Below are 19,094 nucleotides of genomic sequence, written 5' to 3'. Positions count from 1 at the left end.
CGGTACACGTCGTCCTGCACACCACGGCTCGGCTACTGCGTGATCTCCGCCCAGCCGCTCTGCAGCTGGTCGGCGAGCTCCGTCTCGTCCGTCTCCTGGGCCAGATAGCGCTGGTAGGCCGGTGTCGCCACCGTGTCCTTCCACTGCGCGTAGGAGTCCGCGAAGAGGTACGGGGCCGAGACGAAGTTCTGGCCCCCGGCCAGGATCGTGCTCCAGCCGTTCTCGTCGCCGAGCTTCTCGGTCATGGCCTCCTGGGCCGACGTCGTCGCCGGGATCAGCGCGTCCGCCTCGTTGAGCGCCGCGAGGTTCTCCGTCTGCGTGAAGAACTCGATGAACTCGGCAGACTCCTCGACGTGCTCGGAGTCGATGTTGACCGACAGCGTCTGCGGGTTGGCCGCCTGCTGCGGTCCGTCGGGTCCGGCGAGCGGCGGCAGCGCCACCCAGTCGAAGCCCTCGGGCGCGTCCTTGCTGATGTTCGCGGCCTGGTAGGAGCCCTGCACGGTCATCGCGGTCTGCCCGGCGTAGAACGAGGCGATGGCCTCGGAACCCGACTGGGTCATGGTGACCGGCAGGATCGACTTGTCCTCGTACGCCATGGTGTGCACCAGCTCGGGCAGGGCCATCTCACCCTCGCCGACGGTCAGGGCGGCGTCCTCCCCGGTGCCCTCGAAGTAGGTGCCACCGAAGCCGGGCGCCAGTGACATGAACGCCGCCGTGGGGCTCGACAGGCCCCAGCCCAGACCGTAGACGTCGCCCTCGGTGGTGGCCTTCGCGATCTCGCGCAGCTCGTCCCACGTCATGGTGTCGCCGGTCGGGATCTCCACCCCGGCGTCCTCCAGGAGGGTGCGGTTGGCGAAGACGACGTACGACTGCAGCTCGGTCGGGTAGGCGACCACCTGGTCGTCGACCGTCACCGAGTCGAGGATGCCCTCGGGGATGTCCGCGCGGCGCTCCTCCGACATGAGGTCGGTGAGGTCGGCGAGGTAGCCGTCCCGCGCGAAGGACACGATGCTCGCGGCCTCGTAGTGGATGACGTCGGGCGCGGCGCCCCCGTTGAACTGGGTGATCAGCTTGTCGTAGACGCCGTCCCAGCCGGCCGGGACGATCTCGACCTGGACGTCCGGGTTCTCGGCGTTCCAGTCCTCGACGATCGACTCCGTCGCCGCGATGGCGGCGGGCTGGTCGGACAGGGCCTGGAACTTCAGCGTCACGGGGCCGTCGTCGGCCGCGTCCCCGCTACCGCAGGCTGCGAGCAGGAGGGTGCTGGACGTGAGGCATGCGGCGATGAACACTCCACGGGACTTCATGGTTCTGCCTTTCGGGTAGGTGGTGCCGGTGCGGCCTGGGTGGGCGGTGGGCACGGAGGGAGCAGTCATCCCTTGACCGCCCCTGCCATGAGGCCGCCGACGAGCTTCTTCTGCATGATCGAGAAGAAGACGATGCTGGGGATCGCGGCGAGCACGGAGCCCGCCGCGAGGGGTCCGAGCGCGACCTTGCCCTCGCCGCCGATGAACGTCGACAGCGTGATGGGCAGGGTGTAGTTCTCGGGTGACTGCAGCAGGACGAGGGCGAAGAAGAACTCGTTCCAGGAGGAGACGAAGCTGAACATCGCCGTCGCCACGACGCCCGGGGCGAGCAGCGGGAAGACGATGCGGCGCAGCACGACCAGGCGGCTGCCGCCGTCCATCGCCCCGGCCTCCTCGAGGTCCACGGGGATCGCCGCGACGTAGCCCTGCAGCATCCACAGCGCGAACGGCATCGTGTAGGTGGTGTGCACGAGGATGAGCCCGACGAGGCTGTCCGTGAGCCCGATCGTCCGCAGGATGAGGAACAGCGGCAGCACCACGAGGATCACCGGGAACACCTGGCTCACGAGGATCCAGCCGACGCCCGCCGCGCGGATCGCGCCCTTGAGCCGGGCCAGCACGTAGGAGGCCGGCAGGGCGATGAGGATGACGAGCGCGGTGGACGCGAGCGCCACGATCGCACTGTTCCCCGCGGAGCTCACGAGCCCCTGGCGGGCGAGCGCCTCGGCGTAGTTCTCCCAGTGCCACTCCTGCGGCAGCAGGTTCACCACCAGGGAGTTGAGCTCGGCGGACGACTTGACCGACGCCGAGATCAGCCACAGCAGCGGGAAGCCGAGGAAGACGATGTAACAGGCCAGCGCCACGTACTGGGCGGGGCGGACGAGAACGCGCATCGGCTCAGCCCTTCTTCTCGGCGCGGTCGTCGCGCAGCTGCGACCGCAGGTAGAGAGCGAGGAGGAGGACGACCACGACGACGAGCACGACACCCATCGCCGCCGCGTACCCGATGTTGCGGTTCTTGAACGCCTCCAGGTAGGTGAACAGCATCGGCAGCATGGTGCGGCCGCCGGGTCCGCCCTCGGTCAGCACGTAGACCAGGGAGAACGAGTTGAAGTTCCAGATGAAGTTCAGCGACGTGATCGACGTGACGATGGGTCGCAGGCTCGGCATCGTCACCGCCCAGAACCGACGCCAGGCCCCGGCGCCGTCCATCGACGCCGCCTCGTGCAGCTCGGCCGGGATCTGCTGCAGGCCGGCGAGCAGCGTCACGGTGGTCTGCGGCATGCCCACCCAGACGCCGACGACGATGACGGCGGGCAGCGCGGTGGAGAAGTCGGCGAGCCAGTTGACGTCGTCCGGCAGGCCCAGCGAGCCGAGGAACGCGTTCAGCGGCCCGGCGTTGGGCGAGTAGATCATCTTCCACATGATCGCCACGACCACCGGCGGCATCGCCCACGGGATGAGCGCCAGCACCCGGGTCAGCGCCTGCAGCCGCAGCCCGGAGTTGAGCAGGAGCGCGAGGCCCAGCGCGGCGACGAGCTGGAGGAGGGTCACGGCGACCGCCCAGATCATGCCGATGCGGAACGAGTCCCAGAAGAACGAGTTGCCGGCCAGCCGCGTGAAGTTGTCGACCCCGACGAACTGGTAGTCCGGGCGGCGCACGAGCTCGGCGTCGGTGAACGCCAGGAGCACGCCCATCAGCAGCGGCGCCACGGACAGCACCAGGATCGGGAGCAGGGACGGCATCACCAGCGCCGCCGCCTCGCGGCGTCTGGCGCGGTCCAGGCCGCTCGGGCCGCGGCGGCGACCGGGCCGGGGTGCCGGCAACGGCGCCCGGGGCGAGGTAACGGCGGTCATCGTGCGCTCTCTTCCTGGGCGGTGGACTCCCGCACGGCGAGGTGCGGCCCGATGGCGATCTGCTGGGCGGGCTCGACGACGTCGCCGACCCGGTCCAGGACGAGCTGCGCCGCCGCGCGGCCACGCTCGGCCGAGCCGAGGGAGACGCTGGTCAGGCTCGGCTGGAAGACCCTGCCGATCTCCGTGTCGTCCATCCCGGTGACGGCGACGTCGCGCGGGACGGACAGGCCCAGCTCCCCCGCGGCCCGGATGACGCCGATGGCAAGCAGGTCGTTGGCGGCGACGACGGCGTCGAACGGCCCGGCCTCCGGGTCTCGTGACAACAGGCGGCGCCCGGCGGCGAGCCCTGCGGCGACGGTGAAGTCGTCGGCCCGCTCGGTCTCTGCGTGGTCCCCGGCAAACGCGGGCGAGCTCGTGGCGGCGTCGAACCCGCGCTGGCGAGCGGCGCCCGGCGTGGTGTCCAGCGGCCCGTTCACGAAGCCGATGCGACGTCGGCCGATCTCCACCAGGTGGGCGACAGCCTGGCCGATGCCGGCCGCCGAGTCGGTGGAGACCGAGTCGATCCCCTGCTTCTCGAGCGAGCGACCGATCACGACGACGGGCACGGGTGCCTGCCTGATCGCCTCGACGAGGGCGTCGTCGGTGCGCAGCGGGCTGACGATCAGGCCGTCAACGAACCCGCTGCCGAGGCTGCGGACCAGGTCGACCGTGGAGGCCACGGTGTGGCCAGTGGACATGACGACGACCCGGTACCCGTGCGGCGCGAGGACCTCGTGGATGGCGGTGAGCATCTCGACGTAAACCGGGTTACCGATGTCGGCCACGGCGAACGCGACCTGGAAGGTCCGCTTCATCCGTAGCGACCGGCCTGTCGCGTCAGCGCTGTAGCCGAGCTCGGCGGCGGCGGCGCGGACCCGCTCCACCATCGCAGGGCTCGCTCCGGTGCCGTGCAGCGCCCGCGAGGTCGACGCGAGCGACACCCCGGCGCGCTCCGCCACCTGTATGAGGGTGGCGCGTGATGACGACACTGTCACTCCACTTCGTCGTGAGGTCGGGCTGGTTCGTTTGGAAACGTTTCCAGTGTGGGGGTGAAGCAATCTGGAAACGTTTCCGGTGATGTCGACGAGTGTGACACCGCGGGGGAGGAGGCGTCAAGCGACCGATCTCGCAGAGGTCCGCTTCCACCATGCGGCCGGGCATGGAACTCACGCGGATTCCGGGCGCGAGCGCTTGATCGAGGCGGACCTTGCGATGCGCCGCCCGGCGGGATCAGACGCGGGACGACGCCGGTGCCGCAGCGCCCGCACCCGAGTCACGGTGGCGGGAGCGGTAGGCCGAGACCTTGACCCGGTTGCCGCACGTCCGCATGGCGCACCACTCGCGCCGGTGACCGCGGGACCGGTCGAGGTAGACCTGCGTGCACTCGGGCCGGCCGCACTCCCGCAGCAGAGCCGCGTCCGGACCGCCGAGGATCTCGGCGGCCTCGCGGGCGATCGCCGCCAGCCCCTGCGCAGCGGAACCCGAGTGACGCACACCGGACGGGCCGAGCTGCACCACAACCGGCGCCTGGGCGGCGTGCCGGTTCAGGACGGCGATGGCGTCGCCGTCGACGTCGAGGGGGCGCTCCGCGATCCGCGCCTCGACGAGCGCGTACACCGACTCGCGCAGCTCCAGCGCTGCGACGAGGTCCGCTTCGTCAGCGCCGGGAGCACCGTCGAGCATCCCGGACTCGACGAACCAGTCGTCGAGGAGCGCGGGCGTGCCGAGCTTCTCGGCGGGCACGGGGTTGCGGCGGGCGCGCAGTGTGCCGAGGAAGTCGAGAGCGAGCGTGCCGCAGGGGAAGGCGTGGTTCACGTAACCATTCTGACCGGTGACCAGTGTGACGCACAAGTCCCTGTAACCAGTTTGACGGGTTACTCGACCTGTGTCACAGTTTCTGTCATCGCAGTAACCGTTCAGAGTGGTTACCCGGATCAAGGAGCCTCACATGGCCGCAGTCCGCTTTCACCTCGACTCCTCGCTCGCCCCCGAGGCCGCCCTGCGGGTGCTGACCGACTTCAGCCCGGCCCGGGCCGAGGCGTGGCCGAGCATCGACGCCGACCACCTCACGGTGCACGCCCAGGGAGACACCTGGGCCGAGGTGACCGAGGGCACGGCCGCGGCCTGGGAGCGCGCCCGCTACGAGTGGGACGCCGAGCGCGGCCGCGTCGACATCACCACGCTGGACTCGAAGGTGTTCGGTCCGGGCGGCGGCTGGGTCTTCCAGGTCTCCCCCGCGGGCGACGGCAGCCGCATCGACGTGGAGCTGACCCGCCGGCCCCAGACCCTCCAGCGCAAGCTCCTCGCGGCTCTGCTGCCCCTCGTCGCCCCGGCATCCCTGAGCAAGTCCTTCGCGGGCCCGCTCCAGGCCAGGTGACCGCGGCGCCACGTACCCCACGGCAGCCCGCCGACCAACCGACCAACCGACCGATCAACCAACCAGCAACACCCCAGGAAACGGAGAACATCATGGAGCTCAAGCTCGAGGTAGTCGTCCTGCCCGTGTCGGACGTGGACCGCACCAAGGCCTTCTACGAGGGGCTCGGCTGGCGGCACGACGCCGACTTCTCGACCGAGCGGGGCCTGCGCGTCGTGCAGCTCACGCCGCCCGGCTCCCCCGCCTCGATCATCTTCGGCGAGCACCTGACGGACGCCGCGCCCGGGTCAGTCCGGGGCCTGCACCTGATCGTCACGGACCTCGCCGCGGCGCGCGCCGAGCTCAAGGAGCGTGGCGCCGACATCAGCGAGATCTGGCACGACGAGGACGGCGTCTTCCACTGGGCCGGCACCGCGCACCGCGTCCCGGGCCCGCACCCCGAGCACGACAGCTACGCGTCCTTCGCGTCGTTCGCCGACCCCGACGGCAACGAGTGGGTGCTCCAGCAGGTCGTCGACCGTCTCCCCGGCCGCTGACCGCACGAGGCCGACGGAGCGCACCATGGAGACACCGGTGAACATCCCGAACCACACCCAGCCCCGCGAGATCCTGCTCGACCTGCTCCGGCAGGCGGCGGCCGCGCACGGCATCCACGAGCAGGAGGACCTCGGCGGCGTGTACGACGAGGCCTGGCCCGAGTGGTACGCCACCCACATGGCCCGCGCCCTCGCCGAGCGGGGCTATCGCCTCGTTCCTGCCGACGGCACACGTGAAGGGGCCGACGATGAGCTGGTCTGACCGCCTCACGCGCCGGTCGGCGAGGGCGGCGGCCGCCGACGCCCTCGCACTGGACCGCTACGAGAAGATGCTCGGATCTGCGCCGCCCGCGGTCGTCGAACGCGTGCACGCCGACGCCTTCGGGCGACTGAGCCCGGAGCAGCGTGCTGCCGTGTACGAGCGGCTGGCCTCCGCGGCGAGCGCCGACGAACGGCCGACCGACGCGACGCCGGCCGCACTGGCCCGGTCGGCGTCGCGGGCCGAGGCGCGCCGGCGCGGCGAGGTCGCCCGGATGCTCGGCACCGACGCGCCCGGGGCGGCGCTCGGCAGTGCCGTGAGCGCCGCGATCCTGGGCGCGGTCGCCGCCTACGCGGCGTCGTCCCTGGTCTGGGAGGCCTGGGCCGCCGACGGCGACGAGGAGAGCACCTATGCCGGGGACGGCGGGATCGGGGACTTCGGCTTCTGACCCGGTTCGCCGAGCCACAGGGCGTGCTCCCGTTCCGCCCACGACCGCCGGACGGACCCGGTGCGCATGCCGCGCCGGGCCTCCGGGTCGGCGAGCGCCTTGAGGACGTGGCCCGCGGTCACGATGACGAGGGCGTAAGCGCCGACGTCGTGGACGAGCACGACGCCGGCCCGCGGGACGAACCCGAGCGCGAACTTGAACCAGAGCAGCAGGCCGGTGCCGAGCATGACCAGGACCGTCCCGGCGAGCCAGGACGCCCAGAGCTTCTGGCCGGCGTTGAACTTTCCCGCGAGCCGCCCGCGGTACGGGTCCGGCGAGCGGAGCCCGGCGAGCCACCGGCGGTCCTGGTCGGTGAACCGGTCGAGGTGCCGCAGGTCGGCGCGGAACGCCTGCGACCAGAGGCCGAGCAGGACCGGCGCGGGCAGCAGGATCCCCGACCACTCGTGCACGGTCTCGACGACGTGCCTGCGGCCGACGAGCTGCGCCACGTCCGGTACGTAGAGCGCTGTCGCGGTGAGCACGCAGACCAGGAACAGCAGCCCGGTCGCGCGATGGACGGCCCGCTCGGCCGGGCTGAACCGGAGCACGAACCGCGGCTCGTCAGGCACCGACCGGCTCCTCACCGGGCAGCCAGCCGTCCACCGGGTAGCCGTAGTCCTCCCAGTACCCCTGCTCGACCTCCTCGGTCACCTCGATGCCCGAGAGCCACTTGGCCGACTTGTAGAAGTACATCGGCGCGACGAAGAGCCGCACGGGGCCGCCGCTGTCGTGCGGGACGGGCTCGTCGAACATCCGCAGCGCGACCACGACGTCCGGCCTCCGGGCCTGCTCCAGGGTGAGGCTCTCGGAGTAGGCGCCGTCGAAGCAGGTGAACCGGACGGCAGTGCCCTTGCCCTGGACGCCCGCGGCGTCGAGCAGGTCGCCGAGGCGGACGCCGGTGAACGGCACGTCGTCGACCTGCCACCCGTCGGTGCAGACGGCGTCGTGCACCACCGTCGTCTGCGGCAGGGCCGCGAGCTGGTCGAGCGTGTACGTCGCCGGCCGGTCGACCAGGCCCCCGACGGTGAGCCGGTAGGTCGTGGCGTCCTTGCGCGGCACGGAGCCGACGATGCTGAAGTAGCGGAACCCGCGGGCGTCCGGCACCGTGCCCGGGGCGACCCGGGACAGGGCCGAGCGCATGCCGCTCAGGCCGCGCTGCACGGCGGGCCCCACGGCCACGCCCGCCGCGCCGAGGCCGAGCATCGCCAGCACGATCCGGCGGCCCATCGGCCGCCCGGCGGGCCCCTGGTCCCGGGGGCCGGGAACTGCGGCGGTCACAGCGCGTCGGCGTCCACGACGGCCCGGGCGAACTCGGCCGGCGCCTCCTGCGGGACGTTGTGCCCGATGCCACGGAACGTGCGGTGGTCGTACGGGCCGGTGAAGTAGGACCGGTACATCGAGCCCTCGCCCGGCGGGGTGAACGGGTCGAGCTCGCCGTCGATCGTGATCGTCGGGACACCGATGGTCGGCCTCGCGGCCAGCCGGCGCTCGAGCGCGTCGTACCGGGAGTCGCCCTCGGCGAGCCCGAGCCGCCACCGGTAGTTGTGGATCACGACGTCGACGTAGTCCGGGTTGCTGAACGCCGCCGCCGTCCGGGCGAACGTCGCCTCGTCGAACGTCCAGGTCGGGGAGCTGAAGGTCCAGACCTGGCGGGCCAGCTCGACGCGGTACTCCGGGTTCTCCATCCCGCGGCGGCCGCGTTCGGTGGCGAAGTAGTACTGGTACCACCACGCCCACTCCGACATCGGCGAGATCGGGTTCTCGTTGGCCTCGCGGTTGGTGATGAGGTAGCCGGTCACCGACACGAGCGCCTTGACCCGGTGCGGCCAGAGCGCGGCGATGATGTCGGCCGTGCGGGAACCCCAGTCGTACCCCGCGAAGACCGCGCGCTTGATCCGCAGCGCGTCGAGCAGCGCGATGACGTCGAGGGCCACGACCGACTGCTGGGCGTTGCGGAACGACGACGCCGACCGGAAGGTGGTGGTCCCGTGGCCGCGCAGGTACGGCACGATCACCCGGTAGCCGCGCGCGGCGAGGATCGGCGCGACGTCCACGTAGCTGTGGATGTCGTAGGGCCAGCCGTGCAGCAGGACCACGGGCCGGCCGTTCGCCGGCCCGAGCTCGGCGTAGCCCATGTTCAGCTCACCGGCGTCCACCTGGCGCATCCGCTCGAACGCGGGAGCCACGGGGAGCTCGGGCACCTCGGTCGGGGCCGGGCTGCTCGGACCGCCGGAGCCTGGCCCGGCGGCGGCTGCCGGAGCCGCGCCGAGCGCCGTGGCGGACGCGACTGCCAGCCCGAAGGCCTTGCCGAAAGTTCTTCTGTCGATCATGGGGTGGCTCTCCTGCCGGGTCGGTGCTCGTTCGTGCTCACCGTCGCCCGGCCCGGGCCCCTGGCGAACCAGGGTGTCCCCCTGGTCCGCACCCTGGCGTGGCTCAGACCGCGCGGAGCGCCTGGCGCAGCTCCGTGCGGCGGCTGATCCCGAGCTTCGTGTAGACCTTGCGCAGGTGCCACTCCACGGTGCGCGGGCTGATGAAGAGCCGGCCCGCGATCTCGGCGTTGGTGCCGCCGTCCACCGCGAGCCGCACGATCTCGGCCTCCTGCTCGGTCAGCGCCGCCGCGGGATCGGCCGTCCGCACGCGGACGGTCTCGCCGCAGGCCAGCAGCTCGCGCCGCGCACGCTGCGCGAAACCCTCCATCCCGGATCCGGCAAGGACGTCGTGCGCGAGCCGCAGCTGCTCGCGCGCGTCCGTCCGGCGGTGCTCGCGGCGCAGCCACTCGCCGTACACGAGGCGGGTCCGCGCGAGCAGCGCCGTCAGGCGGGTGCGGCCCAGCCGCTGGATCGCCTCGAGGTAGGCGTCCTCCGCCTCGGCGCCCTCGCTCAGCAGCGCCCGGCTGCGCGCGGCGGACCCGAGCCCCCAGTCCGTCCCGCACGACCGCGCGATCTCGTCCAGGCGGGCCAGGGCGTCCTTCGCGCGGCCCGGCTCGTTCGCCCGGGAGGCGGCCTCGACGAGCTCGACCAGCGACCAGGAGCCCAGGCCCAGCTCGTCGGGGTAGGCGCTGCCCTCCTGTGCGGCGGCGAGCGCCTGCTCGTAGTGGCCGAGCCCGTTGTACAGCACCGCCGCGGCCCACGCGGACGCCGGCAGCCAGTGCCCCTCCGCACGTGCGGCGGCCTCGGTCGCGGTAGCGGTGAGCAGCGCCGTGGCCCGTTCCTCCTGCCCGCGCAGGGCCGCGGCGAAGACAGCTCCGTAGGGCAGCATCGGCAGGGTGCCGGTCGCCTCCGCGATCATCATGCCCTCCTCCCCTGCCGCCTGCGCGCCGTCGAGGTCGCCCTCCAGCGCGAGCAGGGCGGCGCTCGAGAACAGCAGGGGCGGGAGGACGCGCAGCTCGCCGTGCTTTCTCGCCGCCTCGACGGAACGGACCGTGAGCGCGTGCCAGGTCTCGTCGTCCCAGACGTCCTGCGCCATGCGGCAGACCAGAGGCATCCAGGCCAGGTGGGGCAGGACCTCCCAGTCCGTGCCGAACCCGACCTCCCGGACCGCGCGGCGCAGGGTCGGGGCACCGGCCGCGTAGCCGGCCGTGACCACGGTGGACATGCCCTCCAGCAGCTCGTCGCACACCGGCTTGCCGTCATCGGGACGCGTAAAGGCCAGGAGCGCCGTCGCGACCTCCCGCACGCTCCCGGACCGGGCGAGCCGGCCGCAGACCAGGGCGGCCTGGAGAGCGTCGCGGTACGTGTCGCGCGCCAGGCCGGGTTCCAGCACCTCCAGCCGCCTGGCGACGGGCAGGAGCGGGCCGTCCCGGCCGTCACCCCGAGCACCCGCGATCTGGGCCCGCAGCAGGTCTGCGCGGGCGCGCACCAGGTCGTCCGCCGGGCCGGAGTCGACGGCGGCCAGCAGGCTGAGCGCCCGGTCCGGCGCCCCCGTGTGGAACTTGGCCCGGGCGGCGTGCAGCGCGCGCTCGGCCCGCAGCGCAGGGTCCGGGGTCAGCACCGCAGAGCGCTCGCGGAAGGCGGCAGCGGCGGCCACCCCGCCCCGGGCCTGCGCCCGCGCGGCACACCGTTCGAGCTCGGCCGCCACGTCCTCGTCCGGTCCGGACACCGCATGCGCACGGTGCCAGGCGCGCCGCTCGGGGTCGGCAGCGGGATCTGCGGCCTCGGCGAGGGCGTGGTGCGCGGCCCGGCGCGCGTCGGGGTCCGCGGCCCGGTAGACGGCCGACCGGGCCAGCGGGTGCGCGAACCGCACCTGGTCGCTCACGTCGAGCAGCCCTGCCGCCGCGGCCGGCTCGGCGTCCGCCGGAGCGACCCCGAGCGCGGCGGCCGCCCGCCAGACAAGAGCCGGGTCGCGCCCTGGCTCGGCGGCGGCGACCAGGAGCAGGGTGCGCGTCTCGGGCGGGAGCGGAGCCAGCCGCCGCTCGAAGGCCTCCTCCATCCGGCCGGCGAGCGGGCCGGTCCCCGGCAGCCCGTAGCCGCCCGCCATCTGCTCCGGGGTGAGGCCGCGGACCATCTGCGTCAGGGCCAGCGGGTTGCCCTGGGTCTCCGCGACCATCCGGTCGCGCACCCGGGCGTCCACCGGTCCGGTGAGCTCGGCGTCGAGCAGCAGGTGCGCGTCGCGGTCCGAGAGCCCGCCGACGGCCAGCTCCGGCAGGCCCCGCACCGTCTGCTCCTGGCCGAGCCGCTCCGCGAAGACGAGCGCCACGGGCAGTTGCTCCGGCAGCCGGCGGGCGACGAAGTTGAGGGTCTGCGCCGAGGCGTTGTCGAGCCACTGCACGTCGTCGACGAGGCAGATCAGCGGACGCTCCGCAGCAGCCTCCGCCAGCAGGCTCAGCACCGCGAGACCGACCAGGAACCGGTCGGGGGTCTCACCCCGGCGCAGGCCGAGCGCCGTGCTCAGCGCGTCCCGCTGCGGCTCGGGCACGCGGTCCAGCCGGTCCAGGAGGAGAGCGCAGAGCTGGTGCAGACCGGCGAACGCGAGCTCCATCTCCGACTCGACCCCGACCACCCGCGCGACCCGGCACCCGTGCGCACGGCCCGCGAGGCGGCCGAGGAGCGCCGTCTTGCCCACACCCGCGTCGCCCCGGAGCACGAGCGCCTGGCTGCGGCCCTCCCGGACGCCCGTCACCAGGTCGTCGAGCACCCGGTTCTCCCGCCGCCTGCCCACCAGGGGCTCCCCGGGTGTGCTCCCGCCGGGGTCCACGGGATCCGGGTTCTGGGTCCAGGCGGCCATGGCGGATAGTCCTCTCTCGCGGGGCCGGTCCGGCCCCCTCCTCGCGCCTGGCAGTCCTGGCCCGCGCGCCGGTGTCGTGCACGTCATCGGCGCCCGTCGTCCGGCAGCCCAAGCCTAGGGCCTGGCCCGTGGCACACCCGGGGTACACACCAGGGGGCGCCCCTGGCGCGGCCGACGAACGGCCACGCCACGGTGGGCCACATGCGAAAGAAGCTACTGACCCTGACCGTGTCGCTGGCCGCGACCGCGGCCGTGCTGGTCCCGATGACCGCCGGCGCCGCTCCCCTGGGCGGCGACCGCGCCGGTACCCTCCCCGCCGGTATGCCGACGGCGGCCTGCGCGCCCGTCCAGGTCTCCCCGCCGTCCGGCGCGCGCGTCGTCTCCGTCACCGCGGAGACGCGTGCCGCCGGCACGTACACGTTCCCCGCGACGCCGCTCGGCGCGCCCGCCCCGATCACCGACGTGCCCGACTGGTGCGACATCACCGTGACCCTGACCCACCGCGGCGCCGACGACCGGGTGGCGGTCAAGGTGGGGCTGCCGCAGGACCGCGCCCTGTGGACCGGCCGGTTCCAAGCCGTCGGGGGCAGCGCCTACCAGGCCGGGGACTTCGGCGCCCCGCTGGTCCAGGGGGTCAAGGACGGCTACGCGACGGCGTCGACCGACGCCGGCGTGAAGACCGGGCTCGACGCGAGCTGGGCGCTCACGCCTGACGGCACGGTGAACCAGCCGCTCCTGACCAACTTCGCGTCCCGCTCGGTGCACGACCTTGCCGTGGTCGGCAAGGCCGTGACCAAGGCGTTCTACGACACGTCCGCGACCTACTCGTACTGGAACGGCTGCTCCACCGGCGGGCGCCAGGGCTACCTCGCAGCGCAGGAGTACCCGCGCGACTTCCAGGGCATCCTGGCCGACGCGCCCGCGGTGAGCTGGGACAGGTTCGCCGTCGCGACGCTCTGGCCGCAGGTCGTGTTCCACGAGGAGGGCGTCTCGCCCACCCCGTGCGAGCTCGACGCGTTCAACGACGCCGCCGTCGCGGCGTGCGACACGATCGACGGGGTCCGGGACGGCATCATCGACGACCCGCAGGCCTGCCGCTGGGACCCCCGCGCGCTGGTCGGCACCCAGGTGGACTGCGGTGACCGGACGGTCACCATCGGCGCCCCCGTTGCGGACGCCGTCCGCAAGATCTGGGCCGGCCCCGTCTCGGCCGACGGACGCAAGCTCTGGTACGGGCCCAGCAAGGGCGCCGACTTCGGCTGGCTCGCCACGCCCGGCAAGCCGTTCGTCGTGGCGGACCTCTGGGTCAAGAACTTCGTGGGGCGGGACCTCGGGCTCGACACCACCGCGCTGACGTACGAGCGGTTCGAGCAGATCTTCCGCAGCTCCCAGCGCCAGTTCCACGACGTGATCGGCAGCGACGACCCCGACCTGTCGGCGTTCGCCCGGTCCGGCGGCAAGCTGCTGAGCTGGCACGGGCAGGCGGACCAGCTCGTGCCCACCCAAGGCACCGTCGACTACCGCGAGCGCGTCGAGCGGCGCTTCGGCGCCCCGGCGCGGGTGGACAGCTTCTACCGGCTCTTCCTGCTCCCGGGCGTGGAGCACTGCGGCGGTGGCGCCGGAGCGCAGCCGACCGATGCCCTCGGAGCCCTCGTGAGGTGGGTCGAGCAGGGGCAGTCCCCCGTGACGCTGGCCACGTCCACCACCCGGCCGGACGGCACCGTCGTGACCCGCGACGTCTGCAGCTACCCCAAGGTGACCCGTTACACCGGTCACGGCGACCCGGCGTCGGCGTCGAGCTACCGCTGCGCCGCCCGCTGACCCGCTAGGCGCTCCGTCGGCCCGCAGCCCGGCCGCCCACCAGGGCGACCGCGGCGACCACCACGCACAGGGCGGCGGTGGTCAGCAGGCCGACGGAGAAGCTGGTCCCGGCGGCGATGAACCCGACGACCAGAGAGCCCAGGCCGGTGCCGGCGTCGAACCCGATGTTCCAGACGGCGGAGGCGACGCTGCGGTCCCGGTCGGGCACGGCGGCGAACGCGGTGACCAGCGTCAGGTTCTGCAGGCTGCCGTACGAGATGCCGACCACCGTCATGCCGGCGACGAGCACGGCGGCGCCGGGGCCGCCGTCGGACAGCGACCAGGCGCACAGGGCGAGGCCGGCGGCGCAGAGGGCGAGCAGCGGAGGGACGAACCGGCGCGGACCGAACCTGTCGGCGGGCGCGCCGACCAGCCAGCGGGACAGAGCCGCCGCGGCCGTGAAGCCCAGCAGCCCGAACACGGCCACCGTCGCCCCGTGCCGGAACTGCGGGGCGAACGTGAGCAGCGCCCCGCCAGGAGTGGTGACGGCGAGCAGGACGAGCGACGGCACGACGAGCGCCAGCAGCACTCTCCCCCGCGCCTGCCGCGGTTCGGCGGCCGCATCACGGGCGGCGTCCCTGGCGACGACGTCGAGCCGGCGGCCCAAGGCCGCCGCGAACGGCACCGCGAGCGCGGGCAGCGCGCCGAGCACGAACACCACCCGGAAGTCGACGGACTCGGCGATCCAGGCGGCGCTCGGCACGAGGATCAGCTGGGGGACGGCGACCGCGAGCCCGTAGACGCCGATCGCCCGCCCGCGCCGGGAGGCGTCGACCAGCTCGGCGATGGCACTCGCGCCGCAGACCGTCACGATGGCGAACCCCGCGCCCCGGACCGCGGACACCGCCAGGATCCCGGCGAGCTGGTCGGTGAGCAGGAGCCCGAACGAGGGCAGGCCGAGCAGCTGCACCCCGGCGACGAGCGTGGTACGCCAGCCCCACCGGCGCAGCGCCCACGGCACCGTCGTCTGGAAGGCGACGGTCGCGAGCATCAGGACGGCGTTGACCAGCCCGGCACCGCCCTCGTCGACGCCGCCACGAGTGGCCCACAGGGGCGCCGTCGGCAGCAGGAGGGCGTAGCCGGCGAAGCCGAGCAGCGATACCCCGAGCAGCGCCCGCATACCGGGGATCCGCAGGATGGGCTGCTGCTGCTCGGTCGGGGCGTGGCTCACGTGAACTCACCCTACGAGGTCGTCCGGGCCCCGCGCCCAACCTCAGTCGCTCAGCCGCCGGTAGCGCTGCAGTCGGGCGAAGCCCCGGGCGTCGGGCCGCTCGGCCGGCGCCAGCGCACGCTCCAGGCGTTCCCGCACGTGTCCGACGTCGAGGTGCATGCCGATGGCGACCAGCTCGCCGAAGCCGCCGTCGCCCACCCCGCCCGCCGCACCGGCGACCCGGCGACCGGTCACGTGCACCGACCGGCCCACGACGTTGACGACGTACCCGCGCAGGCTCCGGCCGGTGTCGACGACCACCCGGCCCTTGATCCGGTACGCGCCCGGCGGCGGGTCCTCGAGCAGGTCGACGAGCAGCCCTGGACCGACCGGCCCGGACGCGGTGACCGTCACGGCGTCCGCGTGCTGGTGGTCGTGCTCGCGGCCGTCGCGCAGGAGCGCGGCGAGCGGGAGCTGGTCGGGCGGGTCCTCGGCGGACGCGGCGTCGTAGACCAGGGCGGGGTCCACGCGCCCGTGCGAGGTGCGCACCACCTGGGCTGCCGGGTTGCGCTCGTGCACGCGGGCCTCGATGCGCGCGAGCGTCCGCGCGCCGTCCTCCGCGGGCAGGCGGTCCGTCTTGTTCACGACGACGAGCGACGTCACCGAGTACCGCGCGGGTGGGTCGCCGCCACGGTCGACGGTGCCGAAGTACTCAAGGGCGTCGACCACGTCGACCACTCCCCCGGGCCGCACCCGCTCGACGCCGCTGAACCGGATCATGCGGGACAGCGTCACGGGGTCGGCGATGCCGCTGGCCTCCACGATGACGACGTCCAGCCCGAGCCGCGGGTGGGTGAGCTTCTCGAGCGCGTCGTCGAGCCCGCCGGCGTCCTCCAGGCAGCACAGGCAGCCCCCTGCGATCGACTCCGGCTCGTCGATCTGTCCCGTGACCAGGCCCGCGTCGACGTTGACGGTGCCGAAGTCGTTGACCACCACACCGACCCGTGCCCCGGGCTGCTGCAGCAGGTGGTTGAGCAGCGTCGTCTTGCCCGCACCGAGGTGGCCGGTCAGCGTCACCACGGGCACGCGCTCGGAGGCGGCTGTGCTGCTCATCGCGCCTCTCTCCCCGGTCCGACGGCGATCCGGCGGCGTCCGCGCACCGCCCGGTTGGATGATAACCGTTCTCACGACGGGGCTCGCCCCACGGAACCCTTGTCGCCCGCAGCCAGAGCGTGTAGACCGGGCACCACATCGGCCTGATATGCCGGGTCCACGGAGCGGAGCGCAGGATGCGGGCAGTCGTCTACGACGAGTACGGGCCACCAGACGTGCTGCGGGTCGAGGAGATACCGAAGCCTGCTCCGGGGCCAGGACAGGTGCTGGTGGAGGTAGCGGCGACGTCGGTCAACCTCTCCGACTGGGAGGGTCTGCACGGGACGCCGGCCTACGCGCGGCTCGGCGGGCTGCGCAGGCCGGGCCGGCGGGTCCTGGGCTCGGACATCGCCGGCTGGGTCGAGTCCGTCGGCTCCGACGTCACGCGGTTCCGGCCGGGCGACGCGGTCTACGGCGACAACCTCGCGCTCATGGGCGGCTTCGCCCAGTACGCGGTGGCGCCCGAGTCGGCCCTCGCACACAAGCCGGCGGCCCTGACGTTCGCCCAGGCGTCGACGCTGCCGCAGGCCGGCCCGATCGCGATCCAGGGCACCGCGGCAGCAGGCCCGGGCCGGCGGGTGCTGATCAACGGTGCGGGCGGCGGCTCAGGCTCCGTCGCGGTCCAGCTCGCAAGAAACGCCGGCGCGCACGTGACCGGCGTCGACAACGCCGGAAAGCTCGACTACATCCGGTCCCTCGGCGCCGACCGCGTCATCGACTACCGCAGCCAGGACTACACCCGGACCGGGCCCTACGACCTGGTGCTCGACCTCGTCGCCCACCGGTCCGTGCTCGCCTGTCGCGCCCTCGCGCGCGGCGGCCGGTACCTGTGCGTGGGCGGGCCCGTGCGGACGTTGCTGGAGATCCTGACCGTCGGCACCGTCACGGGCCTGCTGACCGGCCGCCGGATCCAGGTCATGGCCGTGCGCCTCGGCCCCAAGCACTTCGAGCCGCTGGCCGATCGGTGCCTCGCCGGGCAGGTCGACATCCACATCGACCGCACCTACCCGCTCGACGAGGTCCCCCAGGCGCTGGCCTTCCACGGTGAGGGGCACGCCCTCGGCAAGGTGGTCGTCGACATAGCGGGCCGCGCGCGGGAGGCGTGAGCAGCCGCCGGATCAGCGCCCGGGTCGTCGCGCCACGGCCCAGCGGAAGGCGTTCGTCAGCCTGTAGCCGCCGTCCGGCTGGCGGAACGGCGCGGCGGCGTCGACCACGACGGGCGCGAGGTCCGCGATCGTCGACTCCTCCTCGCCGAAGAGGATCCCGCGCACCAGGTCGGTGTCGCCGCGCGCGATCCACACCACAGGCACGACGCCGTCGTCGAGCACGTCCCAGCCCGCGCCGCCCAGGACGGCGGCGAGCCCGCCCTCGACGCGCAGCGGGCCGTCCTCTGGCGGCTCGTCGTCGTCGGCCGCGGCGAGCGCGGCGTTGATCGCGTCCAGGTCGTTCCACGCGCGCTCGGCCCACCCCGCCAGGCCGACGACGCCGCCCGCCGTGAGCACGCGGGCGGCCTCGGCCAGCGCTGCGTCCTGGTCCTCGGCGAACTGGAACGCGTTCACGGCGAGCACCGCGTCGAAGGCGCCGTCGTCGAACGGGAGCCGCTCGAAGTCGCCGAGCCGGACGTCGGTGCCGACCGCGCGCGCCCGCGCGAGCTCGGCCATCCGCGGCGCCGGGTCGACGCCGCCGGGCACCGCGCCCTGGTCCTGGAGGTGTTCCAGCAGCTCACCGCTGCCGCAGCCGACGTCGAGCACCCGCGTGCCGCGACCGATCCGGGCGGTGCGCAGCAGCGGTTCCCACGCGGGGCGCGCGAAGGTGCCCCAGTACCGTCCCCAGTCGTCGGCGACTGCGGACCAGGGATCGTCCGGGCGGGTCGACTGCATGCTCGGAGGTTATCCGAACGCGGCGGACGCGTCAGGGCAGGTCCCGCGCCACCTCGCGCAGCACCGCCACCACGGCCTCGACACTCGCGGGACGCTCCGGCCGCGTGACGGCGACCGCGGCGCGGCCGAGCCAGGCGGGGTCGTCCACCTGGACCGTCACGACGTCGGCGGGGATCGCGGGAGCTGCGATCTCGGGCAAGGTAGTGATGCCCAGCCCTGCCGCGACCAGGCCGAGCCGCGCGTGCCACTCGCGGGCCGTGTACGCCACCTTCGGTTCGAGCAGGGTGGGCCAGGCCCCGAACTGCGGTTCGCCGCGCAGCCCCCTGCCGACTATCCACTCCTCCTCGGCCAGCTCCGTCACCGAGACCCGCCCGCGGTCGGCGAACCGGTGCCCCGTCGGCACCGCCACGAGGGAGCGGCCGTCGACGAGGTGGTCGCGGCGCAGCCCGTCCAGGTCGTATGCGGGCAGGTCGGCGCCCATGCCGATCACCGCGACGTCGATGCGCCCCGCCCGGAGCTGGCGCAGCTGGGCGGGTGTGGACGCCTCCTGGAGGTCGACCGTCAGACCCGGATGCTGCCGCCGCACGACTGCCACGGCCCGTGGCGCGAGCACCCACGTCGCCGTCGGGAAAGCGCCGAGCACGACCCGGCCGGCGAGCCGGTCGGCCAGCCCCGCGAGGTCCCTGCCGACGGCGTCCAGCTCGGCGAGCACGGTGGCGGCTCGGCGGGCGACCAGGGCCCCGGCCGGCGTCGGCACGACGCCGCGTGCGCCGCGCACGAACAACGGCGCACCCGCGGCGGACTCCGCCGCCGCGACCTGTCGGGACACGGCCGACTGGGTGTAGCCCAGCAGGTCCGCCGTCGCGGTGAAGGACCCGGTGCCGACCACGGCGTGCACGACCCGCAGGGCGGTGACGGTGAGCTCAGCCATGAGGTCATCATGAGCCATGCGATGCACGCATGTCTT

The 19,094-nt window shown here is 73.5% G+C and carries 19 protein-coding genes; 6 read left to right on the top strand and 13 right to left on the bottom strand.

The window, feature by feature from the left end; genetic code table 11:
- Window positions 1-32: 32 nt before the first annotated feature.
- From AB0I32_RS07330 to AB0I32_RS07310, 5 genes are all read right to left on the bottom strand, one after another.
- Window positions 33-1,307 (bottom strand): sugar ABC transporter substrate-binding protein, encoded by a 1,275-nt coding sequence (locus AB0I32_RS07330; RefSeq protein WP_357504379.1) that lies wholly within the window; start codon window positions 1,305-1,307, stop codon window positions 33-35.
- A gap of 65 nt (window positions 1,308-1,372) precedes the next feature.
- The gene (locus AB0I32_RS07325) at window positions 1,373-2,200 is read right to left on the bottom strand and encodes a carbohydrate ABC transporter permease (protein ID WP_357504377.1); all 828 of its coding nucleotides are present in this window, start codon (window positions 2,198-2,200) and stop codon (window positions 1,373-1,375) included.
- Window positions 2,201-2,204: 4 nt separating this feature from the next.
- On the bottom strand, window positions 2,205-3,164 hold the full coding sequence (locus AB0I32_RS07320) for a sugar ABC transporter permease (protein WP_357504375.1): 960 nt from the start codon (window positions 3,162-3,164) through the stop codon (window positions 2,205-2,207).
- Window positions 3,161-4,162 carry a LacI family DNA-binding transcriptional regulator gene (locus AB0I32_RS07315; protein WP_357504373.1) on the bottom strand — a complete coding sequence of 334 codons (1,002 nt, stop codon included), beginning with the start codon at window positions 4,160-4,162 and terminating at the stop codon, window positions 3,161-3,163. Before AB0I32_RS07315 ends, AB0I32_RS07320 begins: the two co-directional genes overlap by 4 nt.
- A gap of 271 nt (window positions 4,163-4,433) precedes the next feature.
- Entirely contained in the window at window positions 4,434-5,018 is a 585-nt protein-coding gene (locus AB0I32_RS07310) for an ABATE domain-containing protein (RefSeq protein ID WP_357504371.1), read from the bottom strand.
- Window positions 5,019-5,151: 133 nt separating this feature from the next.
- Between AB0I32_RS07310 and AB0I32_RS07305 the strand changes: the two genes are divergently transcribed.
- The 4 genes from AB0I32_RS07305 (at window position 5,152) to AB0I32_RS07290 (ending at window position 6,823) form a co-directional block, all read left to right on the top strand.
- Window positions 5,152-5,580 (top strand): hypothetical protein, encoded by a 429-nt coding sequence (locus tag AB0I32_RS07305; protein ID WP_357504369.1) that lies wholly within the window; start codon window positions 5,152-5,154, stop codon window positions 5,578-5,580.
- A gap of 92 nt (window positions 5,581-5,672) precedes the next feature.
- Window positions 5,673-6,116: a VOC family protein gene (locus AB0I32_RS07300; protein WP_357504367.1), complete on the top strand. Its 444-nt coding sequence runs from the start codon at window positions 5,673-5,675 to the stop codon at window positions 6,114-6,116.
- A gap of 25 nt (window positions 6,117-6,141) precedes the next feature.
- Complete coding sequence (locus AB0I32_RS07295; protein WP_357504365.1) at window positions 6,142-6,378, top strand: hypothetical protein; 237 nt, start codon at window positions 6,142-6,144, stop codon at window positions 6,376-6,378.
- Window positions 6,365-6,823, top strand: coding sequence for a hypothetical protein (locus AB0I32_RS07290; RefSeq protein WP_357504363.1), 459 nt, complete (start codon window positions 6,365-6,367; stop codon window positions 6,821-6,823). Before AB0I32_RS07295 ends, AB0I32_RS07290 begins: the two co-directional genes overlap by 14 nt.
- Here the strand turns inward: AB0I32_RS07290 and AB0I32_RS07285 are convergent.
- The 4 genes from AB0I32_RS07285 to AB0I32_RS07270 all read right to left on the bottom strand — a co-directional run bounded on the left by AB0I32_RS07285 (window position 6,784) and on the right by AB0I32_RS07270 (window position 12,085).
- Window positions 6,784-7,431 (bottom strand): cytochrome b/b6 domain-containing protein, encoded by a 648-nt coding sequence (locus tag AB0I32_RS07285; protein WP_357504360.1) that lies wholly within the window; start codon window positions 7,429-7,431, stop codon window positions 6,784-6,786. The two genes, AB0I32_RS07290 and AB0I32_RS07285, sit on opposite strands and share 40 nt — an antisense overlap.
- A complete protein-coding gene (locus tag AB0I32_RS07280; RefSeq protein ID WP_357504358.1) occupies window positions 7,424-8,140 on the bottom strand; it encodes a molybdopterin-dependent oxidoreductase in 717 nt (238 codons plus the stop codon). The genes AB0I32_RS07285 and AB0I32_RS07280 overlap by 8 nt, the downstream gene beginning before the upstream one ends.
- Entirely contained in the window at window positions 8,137-9,192 is a 1,056-nt protein-coding gene (locus AB0I32_RS07275) for an alpha/beta hydrolase (protein WP_357504356.1), read from the bottom strand. The genes AB0I32_RS07280 and AB0I32_RS07275 overlap by 4 nt, the downstream gene beginning before the upstream one ends.
- A 103-nt stretch (window positions 9,193-9,295) precedes the next feature.
- On the bottom strand, window positions 9,296-12,085 hold the full coding sequence (locus AB0I32_RS07270; protein WP_357504354.1) for an AAA family ATPase: 2,790 nt from the start codon (window positions 12,083-12,085) through the stop codon (window positions 9,296-9,298).
- 201 nt (window positions 12,086-12,286) lie between these two features.
- Here AB0I32_RS07270 and AB0I32_RS07265 point away from each other — a divergent pair, with 201 nt between their 5' ends.
- Entirely contained in the window at window positions 12,287-13,906 is a 1,620-nt protein-coding gene (locus AB0I32_RS07265; RefSeq protein WP_357504352.1) for a tannase/feruloyl esterase family alpha/beta hydrolase, read from the top strand.
- A gap of 4 nt (window positions 13,907-13,910) precedes the next feature.
- Here AB0I32_RS07265 and AB0I32_RS07260 read toward each other — a convergent pair whose 3' ends face one another.
- Window positions 13,911-15,116 carry an MFS transporter gene (locus AB0I32_RS07260; protein WP_357504349.1) on the bottom strand — a complete coding sequence of 402 codons (1,206 nt, stop codon included), beginning with the start codon at window positions 15,114-15,116 and terminating at the stop codon, window positions 13,911-13,913.
- Window positions 15,117-15,158: 42 nt separating this feature from the next.
- Window positions 15,159-16,208: a CobW family GTP-binding protein gene (locus AB0I32_RS07255; RefSeq protein ID WP_357504347.1), complete on the bottom strand. Its 1,050-nt coding sequence runs from the start codon at window positions 16,206-16,208 to the stop codon at window positions 15,159-15,161.
- Window positions 16,209-16,384: 176 nt separating this feature from the next.
- Here AB0I32_RS07255 and AB0I32_RS07250 point away from each other — a divergent pair, with 176 nt between their 5' ends.
- A complete protein-coding gene (locus AB0I32_RS07250) occupies window positions 16,385-17,353 on the top strand; it encodes an NAD(P)-dependent alcohol dehydrogenase (RefSeq protein WP_357504345.1) in 969 nt (322 codons plus the stop codon).
- 12 nt (window positions 17,354-17,365) lie between these two features.
- Here AB0I32_RS07250 and AB0I32_RS07245 read toward each other — a convergent pair whose 3' ends face one another.
- Complete coding sequence (locus AB0I32_RS07245; protein WP_357504343.1) at window positions 17,366-18,127, bottom strand: class I SAM-dependent methyltransferase; 762 nt, start codon at window positions 18,125-18,127, stop codon at window positions 17,366-17,368.
- 31 nt (window positions 18,128-18,158) lie between these two features.
- The gene (locus AB0I32_RS07240; RefSeq protein ID WP_357504341.1) at window positions 18,159-19,058 is read right to left on the bottom strand and encodes a LysR family transcriptional regulator; all 900 of its coding nucleotides are present in this window, start codon (window positions 19,056-19,058) and stop codon (window positions 18,159-18,161) included.
- Window positions 19,059-19,094 lie beyond the last annotated feature (36 nt).

The organism is Promicromonospora sp. NPDC050249 (genome assembly GCF_040656015.1).
Classification (GTDB): Bacteria; Actinomycetota; Actinomycetes; order Actinomycetales; family Cellulomonadaceae; genus Promicromonospora.
The sequence above is the reverse complement of the archived record's forward strand: the minus strand, read 5'-3'. Positions and strand labels throughout refer to the sequence as shown.